Raw genomic sequence first — 26,896 nt, 5'->3', positions numbered from 1 at the left:
GCGGCGAATATCTGTCCTTCGACGGGAAAGATTTACCGATCGGACCAAGTGCCGATCAAAACGCAACAGAACCCAGGGAAAAGCCACGCAAATCATGCGTTTTTGCCCTTGAGTTCTTTCATTGGAGATAATCATGCGTTTTGCTGCTACGACCTTGTTTCTTGGTTTGTCCGTTGTTGCGGCCTATGCCGCTCCACCACCGGAAGGCACCAGGCTTTCGGAAATAATCGCGAAAATCGAACAGAATGCGGATACGGCTTTCATCGATGAAGTCGACTGGAATGATCGTGGCTATTACGAGATCGAATATGTCACCAAGGCTGGCGCCAAAGTGGAGGTGAAGGTCAATCCGAAAACCGGGGAAAATATTCGCTAGTCTCTGATGATTGTGCGAGCGATTATGCTGGAGCGGGTAGCGGGAATCGAACCCGCGCGTTCAGCTTGGGAAGCTGACAGGCTACCATTACATCATACCCGCAAACTGTAATGTATTTCAGTCAATTAGCGACGCGTCTGACGAGGTCGCATCAGAATTTTTTACAGTTGGTTTTGCCAAACTATGTTCTCTTTCTGGTCTCGTCAAACTGTTTTGTCGACAAGCCGACCTCGTCTTGGCTTTCTACCTCATGACCTCACGAAACACTACAGTATCGTGACAAATTTTTCATGAAACGTTCCATTGATATCCCGAATTGAGAGGCCATCTGCAGATGACACTCCTACCATACAGTCAGATTTTCTGGCTGTTGCAGACGACAGGAAATCTATGGGCAAGACCACAAAGCGCCGGGCACTACTTATCGTGAACCCACACGCCCGAAATGGCAGGGGATACGGTGCCGATATTCGTTCCGCATTGGAACGTGGTGGTCTCCAGCTTATCGAGCGAAATCCGCAGGACAATGAGACGATTTCGGATGTGATCCTCCGTGAAAGAGATTGCGATCTCGTTATTGTCGGTGGTGGCGACGGTTCGCTGAACGCTGCGGCTAAAGGATTGATGGAAACGGGATTGCCACTTGCAATTCTTCCGCTCGGGACTGCAAACGATTTCGCCCGAACCATCGGCATTCCTGCCGATCCGATTGGCGCGGCGCGTCGCCTTGCTTCCTATGAGGTTCAGCCCATCGATCTGGGTGAAGTGAACGGTCATCTTTACTTCAATGTCGCGAGTATCGGTTTCAGTGCCGAACTGGCGCAGCAACTCAGTTCTGCGGCAAAGAAGAAGTGGGGAAAACTCGGCTATGCAATCGTTGCGGCACGTATCCTCATGCGTTCGGAGCTTTTCACAGCCTATCTGGAACATGATGGCATGACAGAAAAAATTCGTACGTTGCAGGTCTCTGTCGGGAACGGAAAATTCTACGGCGGGGGCATGGCCGTCGAGAAGGACGCTACAGTGGATGACGGCAAACTGGATTTTTATAGCCTAGAGGTCGACCACTGGTGGAAACTTTTGCGTCTTTTGCCAAGTTTGCGCCGTGGAACGCATTCCAAGTGGGATGATGTACGGGCTTTCCCGACGACCGAAGTGATTGTGCGCACCAAGAAGCCGCGTGCCGTAAACACAGATGGCGAGCTGTCTACCTGGACGCCAGCTCATTTCCGTCTGCTGCGCAAGGCGATCAATGTCTACATGCCTGATCCGACAAAGAGGCCGTGATATTCAGTGCGCAAAAAAAGACCCGCCTTGTTGGAGCGGGCCTAATCCATGACGTTAGGTGACTGGCTCGGAGGTCATTAGAGCCGTATGAATAACGGTTGAAAGGTTCAAACGTTCCACATCTAAAAGAAAAAATACCAGATAAGCAGCACGACAACGAGTGGAACACCCATCAGCCAAAGGATCATTGCTCTCAGCATTTGTATTCTCCTTCCTGTTGAAAATTCAACGTTTTGAATGCACGATTGTTCCACAAGGCTGAGATGATACGGGTCGTTGGAGTCGAGCGGATGCCACGTGATGCGACTCAAAATACGCAAAATTCCAAAAGCTTTAATGATCCGTCAATGAATCGGTGACATCACTAAATTCTATAAAGGCGCAACCCGCGTTTTCGGTTGTGTTGTTGAGTAACGGGCGTGTGGCGTATGGATTCGAAACGAGGGCTGAAACATTCGGTCAACGGCAAGGCAGTGAAGGTGTGCGACAAGCGCGGTTCCGTCGCCATGTTGTCGTTCATGGCTATCGCTGTCGCTTTGGCGGGCTGCGCATCGGCACCTCAGCCGAAATCGAAGACAAAGCGCTCGAAGGAATACTTCGCCGAATCCAAATATGGCGTGAAAGCCAGTCCACGTGTGGCTTTTTCGAAGGGGCAGCCTTTACCGCGTGGTGGTGGACGCGATCAGACCGGGCAACCCTACAAGGTCAAAGGGCGCTGGTATTATCCCAAGGAAGATAAGAACTACGTCAAGATCGGCCACGCCTCTTGGTATGGTGAAGCTTTTCATGGTCGCCTGACAGCGAATGGCGAAGTCTATGACATGGCGCATCTGACGGCTGCGCATCCAACCATGCCGTTACCGAGTTATGCCCGTGTGACCAATCTTGCCAATGGTAGTTCTGTCATCGTGCGCGTGAATGATCGTGGTCCGTATGAATTCGACCGTGTCATCGATCTTTCCCAGAAAGCTGCCGAAATGCTTGATTACCAGCATCACGGCACCGCGAATGTGAAGGTTGAGTATGTTGGAAGGGCGCCGCTGGAAGGTAGTGACGACGCATTCCTGATGGCTTCTTACCGTCCGGCAGGTGGCGATACGATCGGCCAACCTGCAACCGGTGTCATGATGGCGATGAACGGGCCGACGCCGACTTCGCCGAAATCACGCATTCCTATGCCTGTGATGGACGCTGTTCCGGTCTCTGCGCCTATACCTGAAAACTCGCCTTTTGCTGTCGATCCTGCTTATAGCGACCCGTCTGGCGGGGCTGCTCCGTTGCTACCAGCAAACGTTCCTGTGCCGTCGCATCGTCCTGGAGCCAGCTTCGGGGTGGCGAATGCTGCCGGTGTGAGCGGTCTCGCGGGCTACGCTTCTGACCGGCTTGCCGCAACCGCCTATGCCGAAGAGCGCACCTATGGCGGCATCCTGACCAAGGATGCGATATCAAGCGCTTGGAAGCGCCGTGAAGCCGAGGAACATGGCGAATATGTCGAGCTTGGCACTTTCAGGACGCTTGAAGAAACAAAAAAGCTTCAGGCTTCGTTGCCGCGCTCGACCAAATTTACGCTTACCAAGATTCCTACCGAAACCAGTGAGTCTTACGAGCTGACAGCCGTGGCAGAGAAGGGCGGAAATGATGCTCTGCTGCGCGCGGCCTGGAAGGCAGGCGCAGAGAATGCGTTTGTCGTTCGTCTGGATTGACCAGTCACGATACAGTGATAAGCGCTGGCATATTGATTTTGGTCGGATTCGTTGCGTAAGCTCTGTCACATTGCTCACGTAATGGGATTTTCATGGGGTTGATTTCAAAAACACTGGCTTTTGCGCGTGCGGCCTCTGTGTGGGGCGCGCTAGCTACTTTCGCGCCAGTTGTAAGTCAGGCGGCACCTGTTGAGCCAGCGTTTGTTTCAAAGGCTCCACAGGTATTACTTCTCGATGATCGAAGCGGAACGGTGCTTCTCTCGAAGAATGCCAATGTCCCGGTACCTCCCGCATCTTTAGCTAAGCTGATGACGGCGGAAGTGGTTTTCGAAGCCCTTGATAAAGGCGCCACAACACTCGAAACGCCTTACATCGTCAGCGAGAATGCCTGGAGAACCGGTGGTGCCCCTTCGGGAACATCGACGATGTTTGCGCGCATCAAATCGGCGCCAACAGTCGCTGATCTACTGCAGGGAATGATTGTTCAGTCGGCGAATGATGGCGCCATCGTACTGGCAGAAGGACTGGCAGGCAGCGAAGTGGCTTTTGCAAAGCGTATGAATGATCGTGCGCAGGAACTGGGTTTGACCGGTTCCAAATTTGTGAACTCGACAGGTTTGCCCGCTGAAGGGCAGGCGGTCACGCTTCAGGATCTTGTCAGATTGGCGAGACATATCCGGACAGCCCATCCCGAGTATTATAAATACTATGCTCAACCTGCCTTCACCTGGAACAACATCATGCAGCGTAACCGCAATCCTTTGTTACGGCTTGATGTCGGGGCGGACGGTATGGGGACGGGGTTTACTGATGCATCCGGATTTGCGCTCGTCGGGTCGGCAGAACAAAACGGCCGCAGGCTTTATCTGGCGATGAGCGGTCTTGCCAGCATCAAGGAGCGTGAAGAAGAAGCAAAGCGCCTTCTGCAATGGGGGATGACGGCTTTTGATGATGTTCAGCTTTATCCTGCGGGTGAGATTGTAGGTGAGGCACAAGTTTTCGGCGGTGCGCTCACCCATGTGTCGTTGAAGGTCAAGGATCGCGTCGAGCTGTTGCTACCGAAGGATGGCCGCGACAAGCTCAAGGCCCGCATTATCTATAAGGGGCCACTCGACGCCCCTGTCGCCGATAACCGGCAAGTCGGTGTTCTTCAGCTGGAGCTCAATGGTAGCATCCTTCGCGATGTTCCTGTTTTTACGGTGCAATCTGTCGAGGAAGGAAGCCTCTCGAAGCGTGCCTTGGGGGCCGCAATGGAACTTTCCACCGGTTGGCTGCGGAAATATCTTTAGCCTGCGTTACGTGTATTCCAGGCTCGACCTGATAGCCAAAGGCCGATAATAACTTTCATAGAAGTCCATTCGGGCATCGATTCAAACATTTGGAAGTTGGTTTGTCGGGATTGTTCATCACATTCGAAGGCGGCGAAGGAGCGGGCAAATCAACGCAAATTGCGTTGCTGGCCAAGCATCTGCGGTCAAGCGGCTTCGATCCGGTCATCACGCGGGAACCCGGCGGTTCTCCCGGTGCGGAAGCAATTCGGCATGTCATATTGAGTGGTAATGCGGAGAACTATGGTCCGGCAATGGAAGCCCTTCTGTTCGCCGCTGCAAGAGCAGACCATGTGGACCAACTCATCCGCCCGGCGCTCAATGAGGGGCGGGTGGTTCTTTGTGACCGTTTCATCGACTCGAGCCGTGCGTATCAGGGTGTTACCGGCAATCTCGACGGCATCTATATGGCGGCGGTAGAACGCGTTGCCATAGACGGCGCCGTGCCCGACATGACGATCATTCTTGATATCCCCGCAGAGAAGGGGTTGTCTCGTGCTGGAAAACGGCGTGGCAGCGAAACTGCGGATCGGTTCGAGAAGGAAGATATTGCGGTGCATGAGGCACGACGGCAGGCCTTTCTCGCAATCGCCGAAGCGGAGCCTGAGCGATGCAAGGTAATCGACGCTGATCGTCCGCAAGACTTGATTGCGAGCGATATCGCAAAAGAAGTCGATACTATTCTGACGGAAAGGGGGCTGTTGTGATCGAGGAACTCGACGTCCCTAAAGTTCACGATTCTATCGAGGGTGTGCCAGAACCATCCGCAAGCGATTATGTTGCCGGGCACTGGGAGATCAGTGATTTTCTGGCGCAAGCTTATCGCGAGGGGCGTATGCATCATGCGCTGCTCTTTGAAGGCGCGCAGGGGATCGGTAAGGCAACTCTCGCCTTTCACCTTGCAGGCCATATGCTGGCACATGGCAACAATAGCGAGGCGCCGGAGCATATTGTTGCTCCGGATTTTTCGAGACCACTCTGGCGGCAAATCGCGGGCGGTATGCATCCCGCTGTCCTGCATATCAATCGTCCATTCGATCAGAAGACCGGAAAGTTCAAAACCGGTATTCCCGTGGAGGAAATCCGCCGCGTCACACATTTTCTGACCAGAACCGCATCGGACCATGCCTGGCGCATCGTTATTGTCGATCCTGCAGATGATATGAACCGCAATGCTGCCAATGCACTTCTGAAAACTCTGGAAGAACCTCCTGCACGTGCGCTCTTTATTCTGATTTCTCATTCGGCGGGGCGTTTGCTTCCGACAATCCGGTCTCGCTGCCAAAGCATCGGCTTCAAGCCGCTCGAAGATAGTGCGCTGAAGGATGCCCTGGCACATGTCGGCCCGGGTGTCGGAATGGATTCTGATGCCGTAACGCAAACTCTGCTCCAGCGATCAGAAGGCAGCGTACGCAAGGCACTTCTGCTGGTGGCGAATGGCGGCATTGAAATTTCCGATACAGTCGATTCTCTTCTCGAAGGGCAGAATTTCGATTTGCCGAAAGCACATGCGCTCGCTGGCATATTGAATGGGCGTGAGTCGGAGGTTCAATATGAACTGTTCCGTGACCATCTGTTGGGGCGCATCGCAATCGAAGCTCGTCGCCTTGCAGAAGCAGGACAACTGCATGATGCGGACCGCTGGTCGCGTTTCTGGAGCGATCTCGTACGCGAAACCGTGGATGCCGAAACCTACAATCTTGACCGTCGGCAAGCTGTGGTAATCCTCTTGGAAAAAACGCATCGCGCTTTTCGCTTCGGTCAGCCTCCGCTTGCGTGACATGACCGCTGACATGCGTTATGTCACCGCTGATAATTTTTCTCCTCGTGTGTCTGCAAATCATTCAGGCGCGCTTTCAAACTTCGAAAGACCGGGTCCATAATGAGCCGCGAAAAATATTACATCACCACCGCGATTGCTTATCCGAACGGAAAGCCACACATCGGTCACGCGTATGAATTGATCGCGACCGATGCAATGGCGCGTTTTCAGCGCCTGAACGGCAAGGATGTTTTCTTTCTGACCGGTACGGACGAGCACGGCATCAAGATGTTACAGAGCGCGCGCAAGGAAGGCATCACGCCGCGCGAGCTTGCAGACCGCAATACGGCCGCGTTCAGGCAGATGGCCGATGTGCTGAACAGCTCCAATGACGATTATATTCGCACCTCTGAAGAGCGTCACTACAAGGCCAGCCAAGCCATCTGGAAAGCGATGGCTGACAATGGCGATATCTACAAGGGTGGATATGCCGGTTGGTATTCCGTGCGTGACGAAGCCTATTACGGCGAAGAGGAAACGGAAGTCCGCGAGGATGGCGTTCGCTATGGGCCGCAGGGTACACCCGTCGAATGGGTCGAGGAGGAAAGCTATTTCTTCCGCCTCTCTGCCTATCAGGACAAACTGCTCGATCTTTACGAGAAAAATCCGGGCTTCATCATGCCTGCAGAGCGCCGCAACGAGATCGTGAGCTTCGTCAAGTCGGGTCTGAAGGACCTGTCGATTTCGCGCACGACCTTCGACTGGGGCATTCCAGTGCCGGGCGACGAGAAGCATGTCATGTATGTCTGGGTTGATGCCCTGACCAACTACATTACGGCTCTCGGCTATCCCGATGCTTCGGATGAAAAGTGGGGCTATTGGCCTGCCGACGCGCATATCATCGGCAAGGATATCTCGCGCTTTCACGCTGTCTATTGGCCTGCATTCCTGATGTCGGCTGGTATTCAGCTGCCGAAGCGGGTTTTTGCACACGGCTTCCTGTTCAATCGCGGCGAGAAAATGTCGAAGTCGCTTGGCAACGTGATCGATCCATTTGGTTTGGTCGAGCGCTACGGTCTGGATCAGCTGCGTTACTTCCTGATGCGCGAAGTGCCGTTCGGTCAGGATGGCAGCTACAGCCATGATGCCATCGTTAACCGCACCAATGCCGATCTGGCCAATGATCTCGGTAATCTGGCGCAGCGTTCGTTGTCGATGATCGCCAAGAATTGCGAAGGCAAGGTTCCTGTTCCGGGTGAATTCTCTGACGCGGATAAAGCCATTCTCGATCAGGCCGATGCCGCGCTGGAAACGGCGCGTAAAGCTATGGACGACCAAGCGTTGCATCTCGCGCTTGGCGCGATCTTCGCCGTTGTCGCGGAAGCCAACCGTTATTTCGCGGGGCAGGAACCTTGGGCGTTGCGCAAGACCGATCCGGCGCGCATGGGCACAGTGCTTTATGTGACGGCTGAAGTCATTCGCCGTGTTGGCATTATGGTGCAGCCTTTTATCCCGCAGTCGGCTGAAAAGCTGCTCGACATTCTGGCTATTCCTGCCGACAAGCGTCAGTTCACTGACGTTACGGCAAGCCAGCTTGTCGGCGGTACCGATCTGCCAGCCCCGCAGCCGGTTTTCCCGCGCTATGTGGAAACAGAAGAGCAGAACTGAGTTCGATGATGCTTGTCGATAGTCATTGTCACCTCGACTTTGCCGATTTCGAGCCAGAGCGCGATGCTGTTGTGCAGCGCGCGCTCGACGCCGGGATCCGGCGCATGGTGACGATCTCCACGCGGGTTCGCAAATTCGATACGATCCGCGCCATCGCGGAAGCCTATGAGTCCGTCTATTGCTCGGTCGGCACCCATCCGAACAACGCGCATGAAGAACTGGACATTACGGCTGACGATCTCGTGCGCCTTGCGAAACATCCGAAGGTTGTCGCCATAGGCGAGGCGGGTCTCGATTATCACTACGACTACGCCCCGCCGGAAGCGCAACGTCAGGGTTTCCTCGTTCATATCGAAGCCGCGCGTCGGACGCAGCTGCCGCTTGTCATCCATGCGCGCAGTGCAGACGCCGATATGGCCGAAATTCTGGAACAGGAAACGGCGAAGGGGGCTTTCCCTTTTATTCTCCATTGCTTTTCTTCCGGACGGGCACTGGCGGAAAAAGGCATTGAACTGGGTGGCTATGTTTCCTTTTCCGGCATTCTGACTTTTAAGAACTCGCCGGAAATCCGCGAAATAGCCACCATCGTTCCGCGTGACCGCCTGTTGGTGGAAACAGATGCGCCTTTCCTTGCTCCGTTGCCGCATCGCGGCAAGCGCAACGAACCGTCTTTCGTGCAGCATACGGCTGCCATGCTGGCTGAGACGATTGGCGTTAGCAATGACGAAGTTGCGCGCATCACGAGCGACAACGTGTTCAGGCTGTTTTCAAAGATGCCTCGGCCTACACTGGCGTCGTAAGGGGGGAGGCTTGAGCGTGACTACTCCCCGAAATTGCCTGCGTTTCACGGTTCTGGGCTGTGGTTCATCGCCCGGTGTCCCGCGCATCAATGGCGATTGGGGGAGTTGCGATCCACAGAATCCGAAAAACCGTCGTCGTCGTGCATCGCTATTGGTTGAACGATTTGGTGATGCGGGCAACAGCACGACTGTTGTGATCGATACCGGGCCGGATTTCCGTGCGCAGATGATCGATGCAGGTGCGCACAGCCTCGACGCGGCTGTTTATACTCATCCGCATGCGGACCACATTCACGGTATCGACGATCTTCGTACATATGTCGTTGAAAACCGTCGTCTCATGGATGTCTATGCAAATCGGTTGACGCGTAACCGGCTGTTCGAGGCGTTTGGCTATTGTTTTGAAACACCTGCCGGATCGAGCTACCCGCCGATCCTCAGCATGCACGACATAGCTCCCGAGACACCGTTCGCCATACAGGGAGCTGGTGGCCCAATCCGTTTCGAGCCGTTCAGTCAGGTACATGGTGATATTGAATCGCTCGGCTTTCGAATCGGGTCGGTTGTTTATTGCACCGATGTGAGCGCTTTTCCTGAACAAAGCCTCAAGCATTTGGGTGGGGCCGAAGTGCTTATCATAGATGCGCTACAATATCGTCCGCATCCAAGCCATTTCTCGCTTGGCGAAGCGCTCGAATGGATCAAGAAACTGGCGCCTAAGCGCGCCATTCTCACGCATATGCATGTCCCGCTCGATTATGAAACTGTCCTGCGCGAGACGCCGGATAATGTCGAGCCGGGATATGATGGGCTCCGCTTTGAGATACCGCTTTAAGTTTCCAGCTTTTAATGAAAAAACCCGCGATGATCTCATCGCGGGTTTTTTAATTTGAAGTCTTGTAGTTTAGCCAACGGCGCCCTTGGCCGGAAAGGGCATCACGTTACTGCCCTCAACAGCTTTGGTCGCCTTGTCTTCCAGCTTGAGGCCACCGGCGCGCAGAAGGTCGGTAAAGCGACCACCGCGTGCGGCCAGTTCATCGAAGCTGCCGCTCTCGACCAGATGTCCCTTATCCATGAAAAGGACCAGATCGGCTGAGCGAACCGTCGAAAGACGATGCGCGATGATGAATGTTGTGCGGTCATGGCTGAGGTCGTCGACGGCCTGCTTCACTTTCTCTTCGGTTTCGACGTCAAGAGCACTTGTCGCTTCATCGAGAACGAGGATAGGCGAATCCTTGAGAATTGCTCGCGCAATCGCCAGACGCTGGCGTTCGCCGCCCGAAAGCTGCGAGCCACGTTCACCAACAACCGTATCGTAGCCGTCGCTCTTGGCCAAAATGAAGTCGTGGGCGGCAGCAGCACGTGCTGCGGCGTGCACTTCCTCATGCGTAGCGCTTTCGCGGCCGACCCGGATGTTCTCCGCAACCGAGCGATTGAACAGGCCTGCATCCTGGAAGACGGTTGCAATGGCATGGCGCAACGAGCGACGGCTGACGGTACGCGTATCAGTGCCATCAATCGTGATGCGGCCAGCCGCTGGATCGAAGACGCGCTGCAACAGATTGATGAGCGTGGTCTTGCCTGCACCCGTCGGACCGACGATAGCGACCGTTTGTCCCGGCTTGATCTCGAAGGACACGTCGTAGACGCCTTGGCCGGAGTTCGGGAATTCGAAGGTAACGTTGTCGAAAACGATATCGCCCTCAACGTCGGTAAGGTCCGAAACGTTCTGCGGCTCCTGACGATCAGCCGTGGCATCTTCCATCTGGAAGAACTCTTCAAGCTTGGCACGTGCCGTAACCGTCTGGTTGATGAAGGCGCTGATCTGGTCGAGACGACCGATCATAAGCTGCGCAAAGCCGATAAAGGCAATCACATCACCGACGCGCATCTGGCCCTTGGTTACGAAGTAGGCACCGAGAACGAGAACCACCACCATCGAGAAGGTCGACGCCATGCGGTTCAGGCCGCTGGCCAGTGCCCACCAGTTGAGGACAGGGAACTGTGCTTTCTCAAGGTTTTTGGCATAATCGCGCAGAGACTGTGTTTCCGAAGCGATGCGGTTGTAGCTCTGCACGACCGAGACATTGCTGATCGTATCGCTGACATGTTCGAACAGCTTGTGGTGGTGCTTTTCGACAGCCACCTGGCCGTCCTTGGTCTTGCGCATGACGAGCTGGCCAATCATCACATAGATAACGCCGAGCACGATAAGCACCAGTGACATGCGCATATCCATGTTCATAGCAACCGGGATAAGCGTCACCAGAGCAACGATTGTCGTCAGATGCTGGCGCATGAATTCGAGCCAGAGCGTGAAAAGGGAGTCCGTTGCACGGATCAGTGTATGGAGTGCGTTGGATGTGCCGCGCTTCTGGTGCCACGAAAGCGGCATGGTGATGAGACGCTCATAAGAATCAATCATCACGCCCAGACGGCGACGGTGTGCGAGACGGTCCGCCCCCCGTGCCACAAAAACGGCGGCAACAATGTTGAAGCCGCCGAGTGCAGCCCACATAGCAAGAGGCGAGAAAATATCGCCCTTGTCAGAGATAGCCTGAATGACCCGACCGAACAGAATTGGTTCGGCAAGGGTAACCAGGGCAACCAGCACGCTGGCGACACACATGGTAATCGTTGCAGCCTTCTCGACCGCAAGGTATTCCATGGCTCGCCAGTAGATTTTGAGCAATGACACTTTCGCACTCCCGCTCGTTCTATTTCACGTGACTAAATGGTATAGCCCCGTTGTTCTATCAATATCTGATGGCGGCAAGAAATGGCGATTGGGTGTCAAGATCGACCATAAATTAAGAACGTGTGTAACCGAGTGTGAAGATTCAGCAGTCGGAATTGAACTCTTTGGTGGAAGCTGAGCTGTTTTCAGCGAATGCAACCAAATTGCAGTTTTCGGGAATTCCGCCTAGCAATCGTCGGAACTCGCGTCTATTGACAGGACTAAATGACCGGCGCGCGCGTACGCACCGCAATAGCAAGAGTTGATCGGGTTTCTCCATGGCAGGCGTTGAACAGAAGATTGTGGATACAGGCGAGGCGGGCATGCGGCTCGACCGCTGGTTCAAGGTCCATTATCCAGGGCTGGGTTTCGGCCATCTGCAGAAGCTTCTGCGGTCGGGGCAGGTTCGTATCGACGGCTCAAGGGCCAAGGCAGATACGCGCGTGCAAGCCGGGCAGACAGTTCGTATTCCACCTCTTGGCGTTGATGAAAAAGCCACCGGACCGGTTACGGCGCGGACAATCCGCAGCCAGCAGGACGGCGACGTGCTTTCGCAGATGCTTCTCTATGAAGACCCGAAAGTGTACGTTTTCAACAAGCCTGCAGGTCTCGCCGTGCAGGGCGGTTCAGGCGTAACGCGGCATGTTGATGGAATGCTGGAGGCGTGGCGCAACAAGAAGGGCGAAAAGCCGCGTCTTGTGCATCGTATTGACCGTGACACTTCAGGTGTGCTGGTTGTGGCGCGCACGCGTGGCGCAGCACAGGCACTGACTGCCGCCTTCCGTGAACGCGATACCAAGAAGACATATTGGGCCTTGGTTAAAGGCGTTCCGCGTAAGCGCGAGGACAAGATTTCTACATGGCTGGTTCGGGAACAGACGCCGAACGGAGACAAGATGCGGGTCTGCCAGCACGGCGAACCGGATTCCGATCATGCTGTTTCGTATTATCGTATCATTGAGAAGGCAGGAAACAACCTGACCTGGCTCGAGATGGAGCCTTATACCGGCAGAACCCACCAGCTCCGCGTTCATGCGGCCTATATCGGTCATCCTATCATCGGTGATCCCAAATATTTTGAAGCTGACCAGAATTGGGAGTTTCCGGGCGGGATTCAAAAACGGCTGCACCTTCATGCGCGCCGTATTCGCATTCCCAACCCGTCGGGCGGCATTATCGATGTGACGGCGCCATTGCCGCCACATATGGTGCAGTCGTGGAATCTGCTCGGCTTTGATGAGGAAAGTGCGGAAGATTAAAAATGTCAGGCCAAGCGGGGGGATCATCCGAAGGACGAGTTTCGTTCGATGGGCTGGCCATCATGCTGGTCATGTTCATTATGTTCAGCTGGGGGCTCAATCAGGTTGCCATCAAAATCGGCAATCGAGGATTTAATCCCATGCTAATGGCGGCGGGGCGTTCGGCACTCGGCGGCATCTGCGTTTTTCTCTGGTGCTATTGGCGTCATATCCCGCTTTTCAAGCGTGATGGCACGCTCTGGGCCGGAATTGTTGCTGGGCTGCTGTTCGGGAGCGAATTCGTTCTGATTTTCCTGGCGATGGAGATGACGAGCGTGGGGCGTGTCACGCTCATGATGAATGTCATGCCGTTCTGGGTCGCTATCGGGAGTCATTTCCTTCTGGGTGAGCGGATGTCTGTTCGTGCTTTCATTGGCATGTGCATCGCTTTTCTGGGTGTGTTTCTGGTTTTCTCCGATCATGTCAGCCGACCAGGACCGCATGCGATCTATGGCGATATGCTTGCATTGGTGTCGGGCGTGCTGTGGGGACTTACTACGCTGGTTATCAAGCGAACACGGCTTGCCTATACCGCCCCGGAAAAGACGCTTCTCTATCAGCTGGTGGTCGCGACACTCGTGCCGCTGCCATTCATCGCATTGAGCGGCCCGTTGCTGCGCAGTCCGGATGTCCTGTCCATATCGGCCTTCCTCTTTCAGGCTATATTCGTAGTGGCTTTCACGTATCCGCTCTGGTTCTGGATGGTGCGTCGGTATCCTGCGTCGAAACTTTCGAACTTCGCCTTCCTCACGCCTGCATTTGGCGTGTTATTGAGCGGTCTCATTCTGAACGAGCCTCTGAGTTGGAAAATATTCGCTGCTCTGGCGCTCATCGGCTGTGGACTGATGATTATCAACAAGCCGGCAAAGGTCTCCAACGCCCGATGAAACTGGTTCTTTTCGATTGCGACGGTACGCTGGTCGACAGCGGTGACTTCATTCACAGATGCATGGCAACCAGTTTTGCCGATGCTGGTCTGGAACCTCCTGCAATCGAGGAAACGTATTCAATCATCGGTCTGTCGCTAGATCTGGCAATTGCTAAGCTTTTGAAGCGCGAACCGGACGAGCAGGTGCATTGGCTGACACAACGTTACAAGGAAAATTTTGTGATGTTGCGCCAGGCCCCCGATTTTACAGAGCCGCTTTACGATGGAATTCTGCCGCTTCTGACCCAGCTTGGAGCGAGGGATGACCTCCTGCTTGGCATTGTGACCGGAAAATCCCAGCGCGGTGTGCGGTCTGTTTTCGAACGTCATGGTATTGGACATCATTTCGTGGTGACGCGTACCGCCGACGATTGTCCGTCAAAACCACATCCGGCAATGGTGCTTGAATCCTGTTCGGAAATGGGGATAGAACCTAGCCGAACGATTGTTATCGGCGATGCCGTTTATGATATGCAGATGGCTCGTTCGGCGGGTGCTATGGCGGCGGGTGTTTCCTGGGGTTATCATAACCGGCAGGGACTGATCGAGGCTGGCGCGCATCACATTCTGGAAGCGCCATTCGAACTCCATGCATTGCTGCAAGCTATGGATGAACAGGTTCTCTAATTGTTGAGCCTTCTACCAAGTCAGCAATATAGAACTGGATAAATCTATGCGTGATATTTTGAGTGATCCTGAAGCGGGAAAGCAGCTTTCCGACGAGAATCCGATCGTGCGTGCGCAAAAGCAAATGCTGGCACCGTTGCCCAAACGTTTCTACGAAAAGGCGGAAGTGGCAGAGGTTGAAGGCGGCTTTGCAGTCCATCTGGATGGTCGTCCCGTCAAGACGCCGGCGCGCAACCTTCTGCTGTTGCCGAGCATGACGGCAGCTCAGATCGTGGCGGATGAATTCGCTGCTCAGGAAAAGGTCATCGATCCGGGAAAGATGCCTGCGACCCGTCTGATGAATACAGCGATTGATGGAATTGCGCTGGACCCACAAGCGGTTTTCGAGGATATTCTGCGTTTCGCAGGCACGGATATGCTTTGTTATCGTGCGGATAGTCCGCAGGAACTTGTTTCTCGGCAGACCGCACAATGGGATCCGCTCATCGACTGGATGGAAGGCCTCGGCGCCCGGTTTTCGCTTGCAGAAGGTGTGATGCACATCGAACAATCGCGGGAAGCCATTGCCGCATTTGGCGTCCATCTGGCTGGCTACAAAGATCCAATCGCGCTGGCGTCACTGCATACGATGACGACGCTGACCGGGTCGGCGATTATTGCACTTGCTATTGCGAAAGGCGAAGTTACCGCAGAACAAGGCTGGAATCTGGCTCACCTCGATGAAGATTGGACTATCGAACATTGGGGATCGGACGCGGAAGCCGTGGAGCGACGGAAGAAGAGAGCAATCGAAATGATGATGGCCGCTCGCGTGCTCCAAGCACTTTAAATATCAAGATTATCGCATTTATTTAATGAAGAAACCCCGGCAATGCCGGGGTTTCTTTTGCGCGCGCAATCATCAAGTGTTGCGCGTCGTTCCCCTCGGTAAGAGCAAAAGAAATCGCGCGAACGGATTGGCGTTCGCGCAGTTTTCTTAGACCGAGTAGTACATGTCGTACTCGACCGGATGCGGCGTCGTTTCATAACGCATCACTTCGGCCATCTTGAGTTCGATGAAGCTATCGATCTGATCGTCGTCGAACACGCCGCCAGCCTTCAGGAACTCGCGATCCTTGTCGAGCGACTGCAGGGCTTCACGCAGCGAACCGCAGACGGTCGGAATCTTCTTCAGTTCCTTGGCAGGCAGATCGTAAAGATCCTTATCCATGGCTTGGCCCGGATGAATCTTGTTCTTGATGCCGTCAAGACCAGCCATCAGCAGGGCAGAAAAGCACAGATATGGGTTCGCAGCCGGATCAGGGAAGCGAACTTCCAGGCGCTTGGACTTTGGCGAATTTCCGAACGGAATACGGCAGGAGGCCGAACGGTTGCGAGCCGAATAGGCAAGCAGAACCGGAGCTTCATAACCCGGAACCAGGCGCTTGTAGGAATTGGTTGTCGGATTGGTGAAGGCATTTACGGCCTTGGCATGCTTGATGACACCACCGATGAAGTAAAGGCAGTTTTCCGACAGACCGGCATATTCGTTACCAGCGAAGGTCGGCTTGCCTTCTTTCCAGATCGAGAAGTGGACGTGCATGCCCGAACCGTTGTCACCGAAGATTGGCTTCGGCATGAAAGTTGCGGTCTTGCCATAGGCATTGGCGACCTGATGCACGACATATTTCTGGATCTGCATCTTGTCGGCGTTGCGGACCAGTGTGTCGAATTTCACGCCGAGTTCGTGCTGCGCGGAAGCGACCTCGTGGTGATGCTTTTCAACCGTGATGCCCATCTCGGTGAGAACCGTCAGCATTTCGGAGCGCATATCCTGCGCGCTGTCGATTGGCGGAACCGGGAAATACCCACCCTTGACGCGCGGACGGTGGCCGAGGTTGCCAGTTTCATATTCGGTGTCGTCATTTGACGGTAGTTCGGTCGAGTCGAGCTTGAAACCGGTGTTGTATGGATCTGCCTTGTACTTTACGTCGTCGAAAACGAAAAACTCAGCTTCCGGCCCGACATAGACCGTGTCGCCGATACCGAGCGACTTCATGTAGGATTCGGCCTTCTTTGCGGTCGTGCGCGGATCGCGGGCATAGGCCTCACCCGAAACAGGGTCGAGAATATCGCACAGGATGACGAGCGTGGATTGAGCGAAGAACGGATCGATATGAGCGGTCGTCGGGTCCGGCATCAAAACCATGTCGGATTCATTGATGGCTTTCCAGCCAGCGATAGAAGAGCCGTCGAACATCACGCCGTCGACAAACATGTCTTCGTCAACGAGGCCGATATCCATCGTAACGTGCTGTAGCTTGCCCTTCGGATCGGTGAAGCGAAGGTCGACAAACTTGATGTCGTTGTCTTTGATTTGTTTGAGAATATCGTTGGCAGTCGTCATTTTAATTCCCTGTTTGCACGACGATGGATTGTACGCAGGTATTATCAGATGGCATCTACGCCGGATTCACCGGTGCGGATACGGATAACTTCTTCGATGTTGGAGACGAAAATCTTGCCGTCGCCGATGCGTCCCGTCTGGGCAGCCTTGCGGATGGCTTCGATAGCGCTGTCTACGGTTTCGTCTGCGACGATGACTTCAACTTTCACTTTGGGAAGAAAGTCGACGACATATTCGGCGCCGCGGTAAAGCTCGGTATGGCCTTTCTGTCGTCCAAAGCCCTTGGCTTCGATGACAGTGATCCCCTGCAAGCCAACTTCCTGAAGGGCTTCCTTCACTTCATCCAGCTTGAAGGGCTTAATGATAGCTTCGATCTTTTTCATCAGAGAATGGTCTCCGCTCTTCTTCGGAAATGGGCATTGTGCCCGCTTCACCCATAGAGAAGCATGAAGTGTGCCAGTTTGAATTGGATGCAAGATTTTTCTTTAATTTCCTTCATCCGCAGGCAGAGTGGCACTATTCATTGCGCTTGTGCAAGCGGGACTCTGATGGCAGGCTCTTAATAGGCACTATCGCTCTGGTTTTTCTGTCTAAAAATTAGTCATTTTGCATTAAAAGAGGGCAAGCTTGCATAAAGTCCTGTGCCACGTATTTAATCATTTCGACAAACTGTGTTGAAAAGGTACGCGATGTACGAGTTGCTGACCCCGCGGGAAATGGCAGAAGCGGATCGCCTGACGATTGAAACTGGCATCAAGGACGGATTTTCGCTGATGCTCGCGGCAGGCCATGCCGTTGCGGAGGTTGCGCAACGGATGTTTCCGCGCAAAGCACCCGTTGCTGTTTTGTGCGGACCAGGCAATAATGGCGGCGATGGTTATGTCGCGGCGCAGTTTCTGCTCGAAGCAGGTTTGGAAGTTGTTTGTTTCGCATCTGCGCCTCCTCGAAAAGGGTCGGATGCCATGCGGGCATCACTTTTCTATAAAGGGCCTGTGTCCAACTTCGGCGAATTTTCGGTCGCCAGTTTCGGCGGCGTAATCGATGCCTTGTTTGGCGCGGGATTGGCTCGCGACATTCATGGAGCAGAAGCCATCGCAATTGACGCGATTAACACGTCTGATGTGCCGGTTGTAGCGGTTGACCTGCCAAGCGGTATATCTGGTGAAAGCGGCGATATCCTCGGAACGGCAATCCGCGCACGTGCAACAGTTACGTTCTTTCGCAAGAAGCCCGGTCATATGCTGCAGCCGGGAAGGGCGCATTGCGGTGTTCTCCATGTTGCGGATATCGGTATTCCTGATCACATACTCGCCACGATAGAACCGCATGTTTTCGAGAATGCTTCAGACCTTTGGGAAAGCAGCCTGCCGGTACTTGGCGCTGACGCTTACAAATATAGCCGCGGCCATGTTGCCGTGTTTTCCGGCGGTGCTCATTCGACTGGTGCCGCTCGCCTGTCAGCGCTTGCTGCGGCCCGCAGTGGGGCGGGTGCGGTAACACTCCTGTCTCCACCCGATGCAATGGCGGTCAATGCTGCACATCTGACCAGTATCATGCTCCGTGAAACTCGCGGTTTGAAGGATGTTGGGCAGTTCTGTACCGAACGCAAGGTCGCAGCCGCAGTACTCGGGCCGGGATATGGAAATCCGGTATTCGCGCGTGACCACGCCTTGTTTCTCGCAAATAGCGAACTGGAAGGATTTCACGGACTGGTTCTGGATGCCGACGGGATTACGGCTTTTGAACAGAAACCAAGTGAGCTGTTCGATAGGCGGCAGCGCGCCAAGACTGCGCTTGTGCTGACGCCACATGAAGGAGAGTTTCGACGCCTGTTTCCGGATATTGCACTGAGTTCTGTATCGAAGATCGAAAAGGCTCGTGAGGCTGCAAAGCGCGCCAATACCGTCATTATATATAAAGGCCCGGATACCGTGATCGCGGAACCGGGTGGTGTGGCGGTCGTCAATGCCAATGGAACGCCGTTGCTCGCCACAGCTGGATCGGGCGATGTCTTGACGGGTATTGTGTGCGGCCTGCTCGCGCAGGGGATGCCGGTATTCGCAGCCGCTTGTGCTTCAGTGTGGATGCATGCTGACGCTGCTCGACGCTTTGGCCATGGACTTATTGCAGAAGATTTGCCTGCTCAGATACCTGCCGTCTTGTCGGCACTGGTGCGATCCTCTCGCAATTAACGACCAGATGTCCGGCTGTTCTGGGTGCCGACATCAACAGTGATGCTGCCTGAGATCGTCACGTCAGTATTACCGACACGAAAATTCTTCCAGCTTCCACTGGGTTTCTGATCCGGTTCGGGGGCAGGTGGCGGGGCAGACACGATAGGTTTTTGCGGTTGCACGCCGGGCAGACCCGGCGATCCGTCATTTGCAGAGGCTGTTGATATTATGGCTAAATAAGCTAAGCCAACTATAAGAAAACGTTGCGTAATCATGTCCCATTCTCCCTTTATACGGGATCGGTGACTGCATCGATGAGTTCTCCAGCCATTTCGAGAGTGAATTCATCGAAATGCGAAATCACACGACTTGGGTCGTAATGCTGCACAGGAAGATCGGTATATCCGAAGTCGACGGCAACAACAGGGATGCCAGCCGCTTTTGCGGTATCGATATCGGTCCGGCTATCCCCGACCATGATTGCCCGTTCGCGATTGCCGCCAGCCCGTGCGATGGTTTCGGTGAGATGGCGCGGATCAGGCTTGCGATAAGCAAATGTGTCGGCTCCGCAGATTGCTGCAAATCGTTCAGCTTCCCCCATGGAGGTCAGGAGTTTTACCGACAAAGCCTCGAATTTATTCGTGCAGACTGCCAACTCATAACCACTTGCCGAAAAGCGATCCATTGCCTCCAGAACACCTGGGAAGAAAGATGAATGCCCCGGCATATTATCGGCATAATGCTCACGGAATTCTTCGACCAGATTGTCGAGCTGCGTTTCGTTGGCCTGTTTTTGCTGAGCGGCGAACGCACGTTCGATCATGACGCGGCCACCTTGCCCCACGAATCTTCGCAACGATTCACGGTCGGCTGTCTTTAGGCCTGATATTGCGAGGCAGTGATTGAGGCTGTCGAGAAGATCTGGTGCTGTATCGACAAGAGTTCCGTCGAGATCAAAAACAATGATGGGTTTGGGATTGGCAGCAGACATCAGCTTCTCGCGTGTGAAATGGGGAATATGAAATTCCTATCTGATTGTCGCCTCTGGCTCAACCTTGCGATCGGGATGTGCTCTAAAAACCGAAATTCTGCGTCATAGTTCGAATAGGCGCTTTGTTGTGTCGCGTCCGCATGCTAGAGGCGAACCGGACTACAATGAGAATCCGCAGGGGAATATCGGGAATTCAGGTATGGACGAAGCTCGCAAGCTGAAAATCGCAGCCGCCGCAGAAGCACTCGCACACGTCAAGGACGGAATGCGTCTGGGGATTGGTACTGGTTCGACGGCCGAGGAATTCGTGCGTCTGCTTGCCGACAAGGTAAGCAACGGCTTCAAGGTCATTGGAGTGCCTACTTCCGAACGCACCGCAAAACTCTGCGAGGAACTCGGTGTTCCACTTACGACACTCGATGAAACGCCTCATCTCGATCTGACCGTGGATGGCGCCGATGAAGTCGACACCGATCTTTCGCTCATCAAGGGCGGCGGTGGAGCGCTTCTTCGTGAAAAGATTGTGGCTGCGGCATCTGATGCAATGATCGTTATTGCTGACAGTTCAAAGGTTGTCGCAACACTTGGGCGTTTTCCGCTGCCTGTGGAGGTCAATCGCTTCGGTCTCGGCGCAACACTGCGCGCGATTGAAGAAGCAGCTGCGAAGTGTGGCCTTGCAGGCCCGCTGGCACTGCGTTTAAAAGATGGCTCACCCTTCGTAACAGATGGTGGGCATTATATCGTGGATGCATCTTTTGGCCGCATTCCCGATCCAAAGACACTATCTGACGCTCTCTTCGCAATTCCAGGCGTTGTCGAGCACGGACTTTTCATCGGACTGGCGCGTGCGGCAGTGATAGCCGGCAACGACGGCATCCGCACCATGAACCGGTCTTGAACTGATTGAACGGAGTACTGTCCTTATGATCCCGGCAACTGGCTTTCGCCGTCTGATTGCACCGTTTTCCGCGCTCGTACTGATGTCGGGCATTCATGCAGCATCGGCACAAGAAATCACTGAAGCTCATCTGGAAGCCGCCCGCGCTGCTATTTCTGCAATTAATGCTACCGAGCAGTTCGATGAAATTCTGCCGAATGCAGCGCGCTCCCTGAAGGGTGAGCTGATCCAGAAGGATCCGAACCTGGAAGCCCTCATCACCAAAACTGTCGATGATAAGGCTCTGGCTCTGGCTTCCCGCCGCGCGGATCTCGAAACCGAATCTGCCCGCGCCTATGCAAAGGCATTCTCGGAAGACGAGCTCAAGGCCATTGCAGCATTCTATACGTCGCCTGCAGGCAAGAAGCTCTTGTCGGAAGGCCCGATTGTGACGCGTGAAGTCGTGAAGGCAGCAAATATCTGGCAGAACGGCATCGCCCGTGATCTGGCGACAGGCGTGGCCGAGGTTCTGGCTGCCCAGGCAGGCGCTACGGCAGCTCCGGCACAACCCGCACAGCAGTAATTTTTAGCGGTAACGCGGAATTTGAAAGCCCGGTCACTTGGCCGGGCTTTTTCTTTTGCCTACATATCGGCCAACGCAATGTTTAATTGGAGAATCCCATGACCGGCTTCGACTATGATCTGTTTGTTATCGGCGGCGGTTCCGGCGGGGTTCGGGCTGCACGTCTCGCCGGAGCGATGGGCAAGAAGGTCGGCCTTGCGGAAGAATATCGCATGGGTGGGACCTGTGTTATTCGCGGCTGCGTGCCGAAGAAGCTCTTCGTCTATGCTTCGCAGTTTCCTGAACATTTTGAAGATGCTGCCGGTTACGGTTGGGATGTTGGCGCATCGACATTCGACTGGAAAAAGCTGATTGATGCCAAGGACAAGGAGATTACCCGGCTTGAGGGGCTCTATACCAAGGGGCTCCAGAATTCTGAAGTCGAAATTTTCTCCAGCCGGGCCGAATTGATTGATGAGCATACTATCGAACTGAAAGCCGATGGTCGTCGCGTCACAGCAGATCAGATATTGATCGCCACCGGCGGTCATCCGAGCATGCCTGAAACCATGCCCGGATATGAATTTTGCATCAGCTCCAACGAAGCGTTTCATCTGGCCGAGCTGCCGAAAGCGATTGCCATTGCGGGTGGCGGATATATCGCCGTTGAGTTTGCAAACATATTCCATGGCCTTGGCGTCGAAACGACGCTTGTTTATCGAGGCAAGGAAATCCTCTCACGTTTCGACCCGGATTTGCGCCATTTGTTGCACGAAACGATGGAAGCCAAGGGCATTCGCATCATTTGTGAAGCGGTTTTCGAAAAGATCGAGAAACAGTCAGACGGCAATCTGAAGATTTCGCTGAACAACGGCGACACATTGGATGTCGGTCAGGCAATGATGGCGATCGGGCGCAAGGCCAACACGACGGGTCTTGGGCTGGAGAGAGCTGGCGTTAAGATGGATGAGCTTGGCGCTATTCCGGTCGATGATTATTCGCGCACCAATGTTGCAAATATCTGGGCTGTGGGAGATGTCACGAACCGTGTCCAGCTAACGCCCGTGGCAATCCACGAAGCCATGTGCTTCCTCGAAACGGCCTTCAAGGACAATCCGACCAAGCCTGATCACGAGCTGATCGCGACGGCTGTGTTCTCCCAACCCGAAATCGGCACGGTCGGTTTGCCGGAAGATGAGGCGGCGAAGAAGTACCCGGAAATCGAGGTTTACAGAGCGCTGTTCCGTCCGATGAGGAATACGCTTTCCGGTCGCAATGAGAAAATGCTCATGAAGCTCATCGTCGATGCCGCGAGCCGCAGGGTGGTCGGGGCCCATATCATGGGGCCGGACGCCGGTGAAATGGCTCAGCTTTTGGGTATTTCACTCAAGGCCGGTGCGACCAAAGATGACTTCGATCGTACGATGGCGGTTCATCCGACAGCGGCCGAAGAACTGGTCACCATGTACAAGCCGACCTATCGTGTCGTGAATGGTGAGAAAATCGACGGATAAATCGTTCGCAACCGGTTTCTTCGGTTAACGAATATTGCTGGCATAAAGTCTCAGCCTGCATTATATCAGCGCGACCACGCACGCCGGGTTTCCGGGGCAGGCTGCCATCATTGTCAGATGTGGGCTGTCCGTTAAGGGATTCCGGCTTTCGTGTAAGGAGGATATAATCCGAGAGAAATCGAGCGGATAGAAGCAAACAGGTGCTCAAATGACGAAGAACTGGACCCCGCATTCCTGGAGAAACAAACCGATCAAGCAAGTGCCGTTTTATCCGGACGCACAGGCTCTGAACGACGTTGAGGCCCGTCTTCGCACCTATCCGCCGCTGGTTTTTGCAGGTGAGGCGCGCAAGCTCAAGCAGCAATTGGCCGAAGTGGCGGAAGGCAAGGCATTTCTGCTCCAGGGCGGTGATTGCGCCGAAAGCTTTGCTGAACATGGCGCGGATAACATCCGCGACTTTTTCCGCGTATTTCTTCAGATGGCTGTCGTGCTGACATTTGGCGCTTCGAAGCCGGTCGTGAAAGTTGGCCGTATCGCCGGTCAGTTCGCCAAGCCGCGTTCATCGGACATGGAAACGCTTAATGGAGTGGAACTGCCATCCTACCGTGGTGACATCATCAACGGGATCGAATTTGACGCGGCCTCGCGCATTCCTGATCCGCAGCGCCAGGACATGGCATACCGCCAGTCTGCGGCAACGCTTAACCTGCTGCGTGCGTTCGCCCAGGGCGGTTACGCAAATCTGGAGAACGTTCACCAGTGGATGCTCGGCTTTGTCGGTAAGAGCCCGCAGGCAGAACGATATGCAGCTTTGGCGCAGCGTATTTCCGAAACCATGAATTTCATGCGGGCAATCGGAATCACTGCTGATAGCAATCATTCGCTGCGTGAAACCGATTTCTACACCAGCCATGAAGCGCTGCTTCTTGGATATGAAGAAGCTCTGACCCGCGTGGACTCGACTTCCGGTGACTGGTACGGCACGTCCGGCCACATGATCTGGATCGGCGACCGCACACGTCAGGCTGACCATGCTCATATCGAGTACTGCTGCGGCATCAAGAATCCGCTCGGTCTCAAGTGTGGGCCGTCGCTGCAGCCGGATGATCTTATTCGCCTGATTGATCTTTTGAATCCGGAAAACGAAGCAGGACGTCTGACGCTGATTGCACGCTTTGGCTACGACAAGGTTGGCGATCACCTGCCGCAGCTCATTCGTGCTGTCGAAAAGGAAGGTCGCAAGGTTGTATGGTCATGTGATCCTATGCATGGCAACACGATCACTGCCGGTGGCTACAAGACGCGTCCGTTCGACCGTATCCTCAAGGAAGTGGAGTCCTTCTTCGCGATTCATCGCGCTGAAGGCTCGCATCCAGGTGGTATTCATGTCGAAATGACTGGCAAGAATGTGACGGAATGCACGGGCGGCGCGCGTGCGATCTCGGCAGAAGATCTGCACGATCGCTACCATACGCATTGCGATCCACGTCTCAACGCCGATCAGGCGCTGGAACTGGCGTTTTTGCTGGCCGAACTCCTCAAGAAGGAGCGCGATGCCGGTACGGACAAGCAGGTCGCGAGCGCCTGACGGTTTCCAACATTCCAGAACGTGCAGGGCGGGGTTTCGATCTCCGCCCTGTTGCATTTCGGGGAAACTCACCTATTGATTGCCTTGGAGCGGCATGTGTCTGAACGGATGCATGAGGAACGCTTTATGCTTTCTGAAAATCGGCTTTGATTTTCGGGCCAAGCTGTAACCAATTTGATTGAGGGTAATGATGCAGCGGATTTTCCTGGCTTTTCTTAATTCCATGCGAGCACTGAAGTACCTCGCAGGACATGAAAAGGCAGTTCAACAGGAGCTGGTGTTGTTTCTTCTGTCCCTGCCAGTGGCTTTTTTCCTTGCGCCAACCTGGCTTGCTTTCCTTTTTATGACCGGATCGATCCTGTTCCTTATCCTCGTGGAAGTGCTGAACACCGGTATCGAGGCAACTTGTGATGCCGTCTCGCGGGATTTTCATAAGGAAATTCAGATTGCAAAGGATTGCGGGTCGCTCGCTGTTCTGATTTCCATCGTGTTCGTCGTCGCGGTCTGGGGCTATATCCTCGTCAAGACATATCTGGTCTGACAAACAAAGCGGTTGATTGATTGCATCCGTTGCATTTGCTTACCCAAGCGCGCTAAAGCTTGGGCATGTTAGCCTCTCACGAGAATCTTGCCATGCTCCGTATTGCCGTTGCGCAGCTTAATCCCGTCATGGGCGATATCGCCGGAAACCTGACCAAGGCACGCGCGGCACGCGCCGAGGCTGCCAGGATGAAGGCCGATCTCATTCTGTTTACAGAGTTGTTCATCTCCGGTTATCCGCCGGAAGATCTGGTTTTGAAACCATCCTTTCTTGCTGCATGTGAAAAGGCCGTAAGCGAACTAGCACGCGACACAGCCGATGGCGGCCCCGGTGTCATCATAGGAACACCGCTCAGCCGTGAAAGCGGACTGCATAACTCCATTGCAGTGCTGGATGGTGGCGAGATTATTGCCGAACGGTTCAAGGTCGACCTGCCGAATTATGGCGAGTTCGATGAGAAGCGCGTATTTCAGGCAGGTCCAATGCCGGGACCAGTTAATTTCCGCGGCGTTCGCATCGGGATTCCAATCTGTGAAGATATTTGGGGTGAACTCGGTGTGGCGGAAACGCTGGCCGAGAGTGGCGCAGAGATTTTGCTTGTACCAAACGGTTCGCCCTATCACCGTGCGAAAATGGACCGACGCCATCAAGTGGTCCTGAAACAGGTAATCGAAACCGATTTGCCAATGGTTTATGCCAATCAGGTTGGCGGGCAGGATGAGTTGGTTTTCGATGGTGGATCGTTCGCATTCAACGCTGACCGGTCGCTTTGCCTGCAAATGCCGCAATTCTTGGAGCAGATCACGCTGACCGTCTGGCACAGAGAGAATGACGGCTGGCGCTGTGATGAAGGTGAGAAGGCCATTCTTCCGGAAAGGCTTGAAGCTGACTATTCCGCCTGCATGCTTGGATTGCGGGATTATGTGAACAAGAACGGTTTCAAGGATGTGGTGCTCGGGCTTTCGGGCGGCATCGACTCGGCAATCTGTGCGGCTCTGGGTGTCGATGCATTGGGTAAGGATCGGGTGCGCTGCATCATGCTGCCCTACCGCTACACGTCCGATGAATCTCTCAAAGACGCTGCTGATTGTGCGAAGGCACTCGGCGTTCGTTACGATATCGTTCCTATTTCCGCGCCAGTTGAAGGCTTTCTTGAGGTGCTGCATCCGCTTTTCAAGGGAACCGAGAGCGGTGTTACGGAAGAAAACCTGCAGAGCCGTGCACGCGGCACCATTCTGATGGCTGTTTCAAACAAATTTGGTTCGATGGTTGTTACCACCGGCAACAAGTCTGAAATGTCGGTCGGCTATGCGACGCTTTATGGCGACATGAATGGCGGGTTCAATCCGATCAAGGATGTCTACAAGATGCAGGTCTATGCGATGTCGGAGTGGCGTAACAGCCATGTACCGAACGGCGCGTTTGGCCCGTCGGGTGAGGTGATCCCGCACAATATCATTTCCAAAGCGCCATCCGCTGAACTGCGTGAAAATCAGACGGATCAGGATAGTTTGCCGCCTTATCCGGTTCTGGATGACATTCTTGAATGCCTCGTCGAAAACGAAATGAGCAACACTGAGATTGCCAAGCGCGGGCATCCACTCGAAATCGTTCAACGGATTGAACATTTGCTCTATCTCGCTGAATATAAGCGCCGACAGTCGGCGCCTGGTGTTAAAATTACCAAGAAGAATTTCGGACGCGATCGCCGCTACCCTATAACGAACCGCTTCCGCGACCGCTGAAAGA

General features: G+C 54.2%; 25 protein-coding genes and 1 tRNA gene. 20 read left to right on the top strand and 6 right to left on the bottom strand.

Going from position 1 to position 26,896, the window contains the following annotated elements; translation table 11 throughout:
• The first annotated feature begins 133 nt into the window (after positions 1 to 133).
• Complete coding sequence (locus F9K91_RS18395; protein ID WP_151678397.1) at positions 134 to 376, top strand: PepSY domain-containing protein; 243 nt, start codon at positions 134 to 136, stop codon at positions 374 to 376.
• A gap of 28 nt (positions 377 to 404) precedes the next feature.
• On the opposite strand, the gene F9K91_RS18390 is transcribed toward F9K91_RS18395, so the two are convergent.
• Positions 405 to 478: transfer RNA gene (locus tag F9K91_RS18390), tRNA-Gly, on the bottom strand.
• Between the two features lie 288 nt (positions 479 to 766).
• Here F9K91_RS18390 and F9K91_RS18385 point away from each other — a divergent pair.
• The 8 genes from F9K91_RS18385 (at position 767) to F9K91_RS18345 (ending at position 9,759) form a co-directional block, all read left to right on the top strand.
• A complete protein-coding gene (locus tag F9K91_RS18385) occupies positions 767 to 1,663 on the top strand; it encodes a lipid kinase (RefSeq protein ID WP_151554878.1) in 897 nt (298 codons plus the stop codon).
• Positions 1,664 to 2,091: 428 nt separating this feature from the next.
• Positions 2,092 to 3,366, top strand: a complete 1,275-nt coding sequence (locus tag F9K91_RS18375) for a septal ring lytic transglycosylase RlpA family protein (RefSeq protein WP_151554879.1) — start codon at positions 2,092 to 2,094, stop codon at positions 3,364 to 3,366.
• Positions 3,367 to 3,458: 92 nt separating this feature from the next.
• On the top strand, positions 3,459 to 4,655 hold the full coding sequence (locus tag F9K91_RS18370) for a D-alanyl-D-alanine carboxypeptidase family protein (protein WP_151554880.1): 1,197 nt from the start codon (positions 3,459 to 3,461) through the stop codon (positions 4,653 to 4,655).
• Between the two features lie 101 nt (positions 4,656 to 4,756).
• Positions 4,757 to 5,401 (top strand): dTMP kinase, encoded by a 645-nt coding sequence (tmk, locus tag F9K91_RS18365; protein WP_151554881.1) that lies wholly within the window; start codon positions 4,757 to 4,759, stop codon positions 5,399 to 5,401.
• A complete protein-coding gene (locus tag F9K91_RS18360) occupies positions 5,398 to 6,474 on the top strand; it encodes a DNA polymerase III subunit delta' (RefSeq protein ID WP_151678395.1) in 1,077 nt (358 codons plus the stop codon). Before tmk ends, F9K91_RS18360 begins: the two co-directional genes overlap by 4 nt.
• A 102-nt stretch (positions 6,475 to 6,576) precedes the next feature.
• Positions 6,577 to 8,124, top strand: a complete 1,548-nt coding sequence (gene metG, locus F9K91_RS18355; RefSeq protein ID WP_151554883.1) for a methionine--tRNA ligase — start codon at positions 6,577 to 6,579, stop codon at positions 8,122 to 8,124.
• An 8-nt stretch (positions 8,125 to 8,132) separates the two neighbouring features.
• Positions 8,133 to 8,924, top strand: coding sequence for a TatD family hydrolase (locus tag F9K91_RS18350; protein ID WP_151555017.1), 792 nt, complete (start codon positions 8,133 to 8,135; stop codon positions 8,922 to 8,924).
• 16 nt (positions 8,925 to 8,940) lie between these two features.
• On the top strand, positions 8,941 to 9,759 hold the full coding sequence (locus F9K91_RS18345) for an MBL fold metallo-hydrolase (RefSeq protein ID WP_151554884.1): 819 nt from the start codon (positions 8,941 to 8,943) through the stop codon (positions 9,757 to 9,759).
• A gap of 69 nt (positions 9,760 to 9,828) precedes the next feature.
• Here F9K91_RS18345 and F9K91_RS18340 read toward each other — a convergent pair whose 3' ends face one another.
• Positions 9,829 to 11,622, bottom strand: a complete 1,794-nt coding sequence (locus F9K91_RS18340; protein ID WP_151554885.1) for a glucan ABC transporter ATP-binding protein/ permease — start codon at positions 11,620 to 11,622, stop codon at positions 9,829 to 9,831.
• A 317-nt stretch (positions 11,623 to 11,939) separates the two neighbouring features.
• Between F9K91_RS18340 and F9K91_RS18335 the strand changes: the two genes are divergently transcribed.
• From F9K91_RS18335 to F9K91_RS18320, 4 genes are read left to right on the top strand one after another with little or no spacing between them, the layout of a single operon-like run.
• Positions 11,940 to 12,920, top strand: coding sequence for an RluA family pseudouridine synthase (locus F9K91_RS18335; RefSeq protein WP_151678394.1), 981 nt, complete (start codon positions 11,940 to 11,942; stop codon positions 12,918 to 12,920).
• A gap of 2 nt (positions 12,921 to 12,922) precedes the next feature.
• Positions 12,923 to 13,846, top strand: a complete 924-nt coding sequence (locus F9K91_RS18330) for a DMT family transporter (RefSeq protein ID WP_151678393.1) — start codon at positions 12,923 to 12,925, stop codon at positions 13,844 to 13,846.
• On the top strand, positions 13,843 to 14,514 hold the full coding sequence (locus F9K91_RS18325; RefSeq protein ID WP_151678392.1) for an HAD-IA family hydrolase: 672 nt from the start codon (positions 13,843 to 13,845) through the stop codon (positions 14,512 to 14,514). Before F9K91_RS18330 ends, F9K91_RS18325 begins: the two co-directional genes overlap by 4 nt.
• A gap of 46 nt (positions 14,515 to 14,560) precedes the next feature.
• Positions 14,561 to 15,343, top strand: a complete 783-nt coding sequence (locus F9K91_RS18320) for an ATP12 family chaperone protein (protein ID WP_151678391.1) — start codon at positions 14,561 to 14,563, stop codon at positions 15,341 to 15,343.
• Between the two features lie 147 nt (positions 15,344 to 15,490).
• Here F9K91_RS18320 and glnA read toward each other — a convergent pair whose 3' ends face one another.
• Both glnA and F9K91_RS18310 read right to left on the bottom strand, forming a co-directional pair.
• Entirely contained in the window at positions 15,491 to 16,900 is a 1,410-nt protein-coding gene (glnA, locus tag F9K91_RS18315; RefSeq protein ID WP_151678390.1) for a type I glutamate--ammonia ligase, read from the bottom strand.
• A 44-nt stretch (positions 16,901 to 16,944) separates the two neighbouring features.
• On the bottom strand, positions 16,945 to 17,283 hold the full coding sequence (locus tag F9K91_RS18310) for a P-II family nitrogen regulator (RefSeq protein ID WP_002964122.1): 339 nt from the start codon (positions 17,281 to 17,283) through the stop codon (positions 16,945 to 16,947).
• Positions 17,284 to 17,589: 306 nt separating this feature from the next.
• On the opposite strand from F9K91_RS18310, the gene F9K91_RS18305 reads away from it, so the two are divergent.
• Complete coding sequence (locus F9K91_RS18305) at positions 17,590 to 19,092, top strand: NAD(P)H-hydrate dehydratase (protein WP_151678389.1); 1,503 nt, start codon at positions 17,590 to 17,592, stop codon at positions 19,090 to 19,092.
• Here F9K91_RS18305 and F9K91_RS18300 read toward each other — a convergent pair.
• Positions 19,089 to 19,349 carry a hypothetical protein gene (locus tag F9K91_RS18300; RefSeq protein WP_151554890.1) on the bottom strand — a complete coding sequence of 87 codons (261 nt, stop codon included), beginning with the start codon at positions 19,347 to 19,349 and terminating at the stop codon, positions 19,089 to 19,091. The genes F9K91_RS18305 and F9K91_RS18300 overlap by 4 nt on opposite strands.
• 14 nt (positions 19,350 to 19,363) lie before the next feature.
• The gene (locus F9K91_RS18295) at positions 19,364 to 20,065 is read right to left on the bottom strand and encodes an HAD family hydrolase (RefSeq protein ID WP_061346251.1); all 702 of its coding nucleotides are present in this window, start codon (positions 20,063 to 20,065) and stop codon (positions 19,364 to 19,366) included.
• A gap of 199 nt (positions 20,066 to 20,264) precedes the next feature.
• Between F9K91_RS18295 and rpiA the strand changes: the two genes are divergently transcribed.
• The 6 genes from rpiA to F9K91_RS18265 all read left to right on the top strand — a co-directional run bounded on the left by rpiA (position 20,265) and on the right by F9K91_RS18265 (position 26,892).
• Positions 20,265 to 20,963, top strand: coding sequence for a ribose-5-phosphate isomerase RpiA (rpiA, locus tag F9K91_RS18290; RefSeq protein WP_151678388.1), 699 nt, complete (start codon positions 20,265 to 20,267; stop codon positions 20,961 to 20,963).
• 25 nt (positions 20,964 to 20,988) lie between these two features.
• A complete protein-coding gene (locus tag F9K91_RS18285; protein ID WP_151554892.1) occupies positions 20,989 to 21,525 on the top strand; it encodes a DUF2059 domain-containing protein in 537 nt (178 codons plus the stop codon).
• A 98-nt stretch (positions 21,526 to 21,623) separates the two neighbouring features.
• Positions 21,624 to 23,018: a glutathione-disulfide reductase gene (gene gor, locus F9K91_RS18280; protein ID WP_151554893.1), complete on the top strand. Its 1,395-nt coding sequence runs from the start codon at positions 21,624 to 21,626 to the stop codon at positions 23,016 to 23,018.
• Between the two features lie 208 nt (positions 23,019 to 23,226).
• On the top strand, positions 23,227 to 24,606 hold the full coding sequence (locus tag F9K91_RS18275) for a class II 3-deoxy-7-phosphoheptulonate synthase (protein WP_151678387.1): 1,380 nt from the start codon (positions 23,227 to 23,229) through the stop codon (positions 24,604 to 24,606).
• A gap of 190 nt (positions 24,607 to 24,796) precedes the next feature.
• Entirely contained in the window at positions 24,797 to 25,147 is a 351-nt protein-coding gene (locus tag F9K91_RS18270; RefSeq protein ID WP_151678386.1) for a diacylglycerol kinase, read from the top strand.
• 65 nt (positions 25,148 to 25,212) lie between these two features.
• Positions 25,213 to 26,892 carry an NAD+ synthase gene (locus F9K91_RS18265; RefSeq protein WP_151678385.1) on the top strand — a complete coding sequence of 560 codons (1,680 nt, stop codon included), beginning with the start codon at positions 25,213 to 25,215 and terminating at the stop codon, positions 26,890 to 26,892.
• Positions 26,893 to 26,896: the final 4 nt, after the last annotated feature.

The sequence above is a fragment of the Brucella tritici genome, from assembly GCF_008932295.1.
Lineage (GTDB): Bacteria > Pseudomonadota > Alphaproteobacteria > Rhizobiales > Rhizobiaceae > Brucella > Brucella tritici.
Note: the sequence above shows the minus strand (reverse complement) of the source record. Positions and strands in the feature narration are given on the sequence as shown.

Bases quoted from the DNA above. Each gene is read 5' to 3' on its own strand.
- F9K91_RS18395 (WP_151678397.1), top strand. From the start codon at position 134: ATGCGTTTTGCTGCTACGACCTTGTTTCTTGGTTTGTCCGTTGTTGCG.
- F9K91_RS18385 (WP_151554878.1), top strand. From the start codon at position 767: ATGGGCAAGACCACAAAGCGCCGGGCACTACTTATCGTGAACCCACAC.
- F9K91_RS18375 (WP_151554879.1), top strand. From the start codon at position 2,092: ATGGATTCGAAACGAGGGCTGAAACATTCGGTCAACGGCAAGGCAGTG.
- F9K91_RS18370 (WP_151554880.1), top strand. From the start codon at position 3,459: ATGGGGTTGATTTCAAAAACACTGGCTTTTGCGCGTGCGGCCTCTGTG.
- metG (WP_151554883.1), top strand. From the start codon at position 6,577: ATGAGCCGCGAAAAATATTACATCACCACCGCGATTGCTTATCCGAAC.
- F9K91_RS18350 (WP_151555017.1), top strand. From the start codon at position 8,133: ATGCTTGTCGATAGTCATTGTCACCTCGACTTTGCCGATTTCGAGCCA.
- F9K91_RS18335 (WP_151678394.1), top strand. From the start codon at position 11,940: ATGGCAGGCGTTGAACAGAAGATTGTGGATACAGGCGAGGCGGGCATG.
- F9K91_RS18330 (WP_151678393.1), top strand. From the start codon at position 12,923: ATGTCAGGCCAAGCGGGGGGATCATCCGAAGGACGAGTTTCGTTCGAT.
- F9K91_RS18325 (WP_151678392.1), top strand. From the start codon at position 13,843: ATGAAACTGGTTCTTTTCGATTGCGACGGTACGCTGGTCGACAGCGGT.
- F9K91_RS18320 (WP_151678391.1), top strand. From the start codon at position 14,561: ATGCGTGATATTTTGAGTGATCCTGAAGCGGGAAAGCAGCTTTCCGAC.
- glnA (WP_151678390.1), bottom strand. From the start codon at position 16,900: ATGACGACTGCCAACGATATTCTCAAACAAATCAAAGACAACGACATC.
- F9K91_RS18310 (WP_002964122.1), bottom strand. From the start codon at position 17,283: ATGAAAAAGATCGAAGCTATCATTAAGCCCTTCAAGCTGGATGAAGTG.
- F9K91_RS18305 (WP_151678389.1), top strand. From the start codon at position 17,590: ATGTACGAGTTGCTGACCCCGCGGGAAATGGCAGAAGCGGATCGCCTG.
- F9K91_RS18300 (WP_151554890.1), bottom strand. From the start codon at position 19,349: ATGATTACGCAACGTTTTCTTATAGTTGGCTTAGCTTATTTAGCCATA.
- F9K91_RS18295 (WP_061346251.1), bottom strand. From the start codon at position 20,065: ATGTCTGCTGCCAATCCCAAACCCATCATTGTTTTTGATCTCGACGGA.
- rpiA (WP_151678388.1), top strand. From the start codon at position 20,265: ATGGACGAAGCTCGCAAGCTGAAAATCGCAGCCGCCGCAGAAGCACTC.
- F9K91_RS18285 (WP_151554892.1), top strand. From the start codon at position 20,989: ATGATCCCGGCAACTGGCTTTCGCCGTCTGATTGCACCGTTTTCCGCG.
- gor (WP_151554893.1), top strand. From the start codon at position 21,624: ATGACCGGCTTCGACTATGATCTGTTTGTTATCGGCGGCGGTTCCGGC.
- F9K91_RS18275 (WP_151678387.1), top strand. From the start codon at position 23,227: ATGACGAAGAACTGGACCCCGCATTCCTGGAGAAACAAACCGATCAAG.
- F9K91_RS18270 (WP_151678386.1), top strand. From the start codon at position 24,797: ATGCAGCGGATTTTCCTGGCTTTTCTTAATTCCATGCGAGCACTGAAG.
- F9K91_RS18265 (WP_151678385.1), top strand. From the start codon at position 25,213: ATGTTAGCCTCTCACGAGAATCTTGCCATGCTCCGTATTGCCGTTGCG.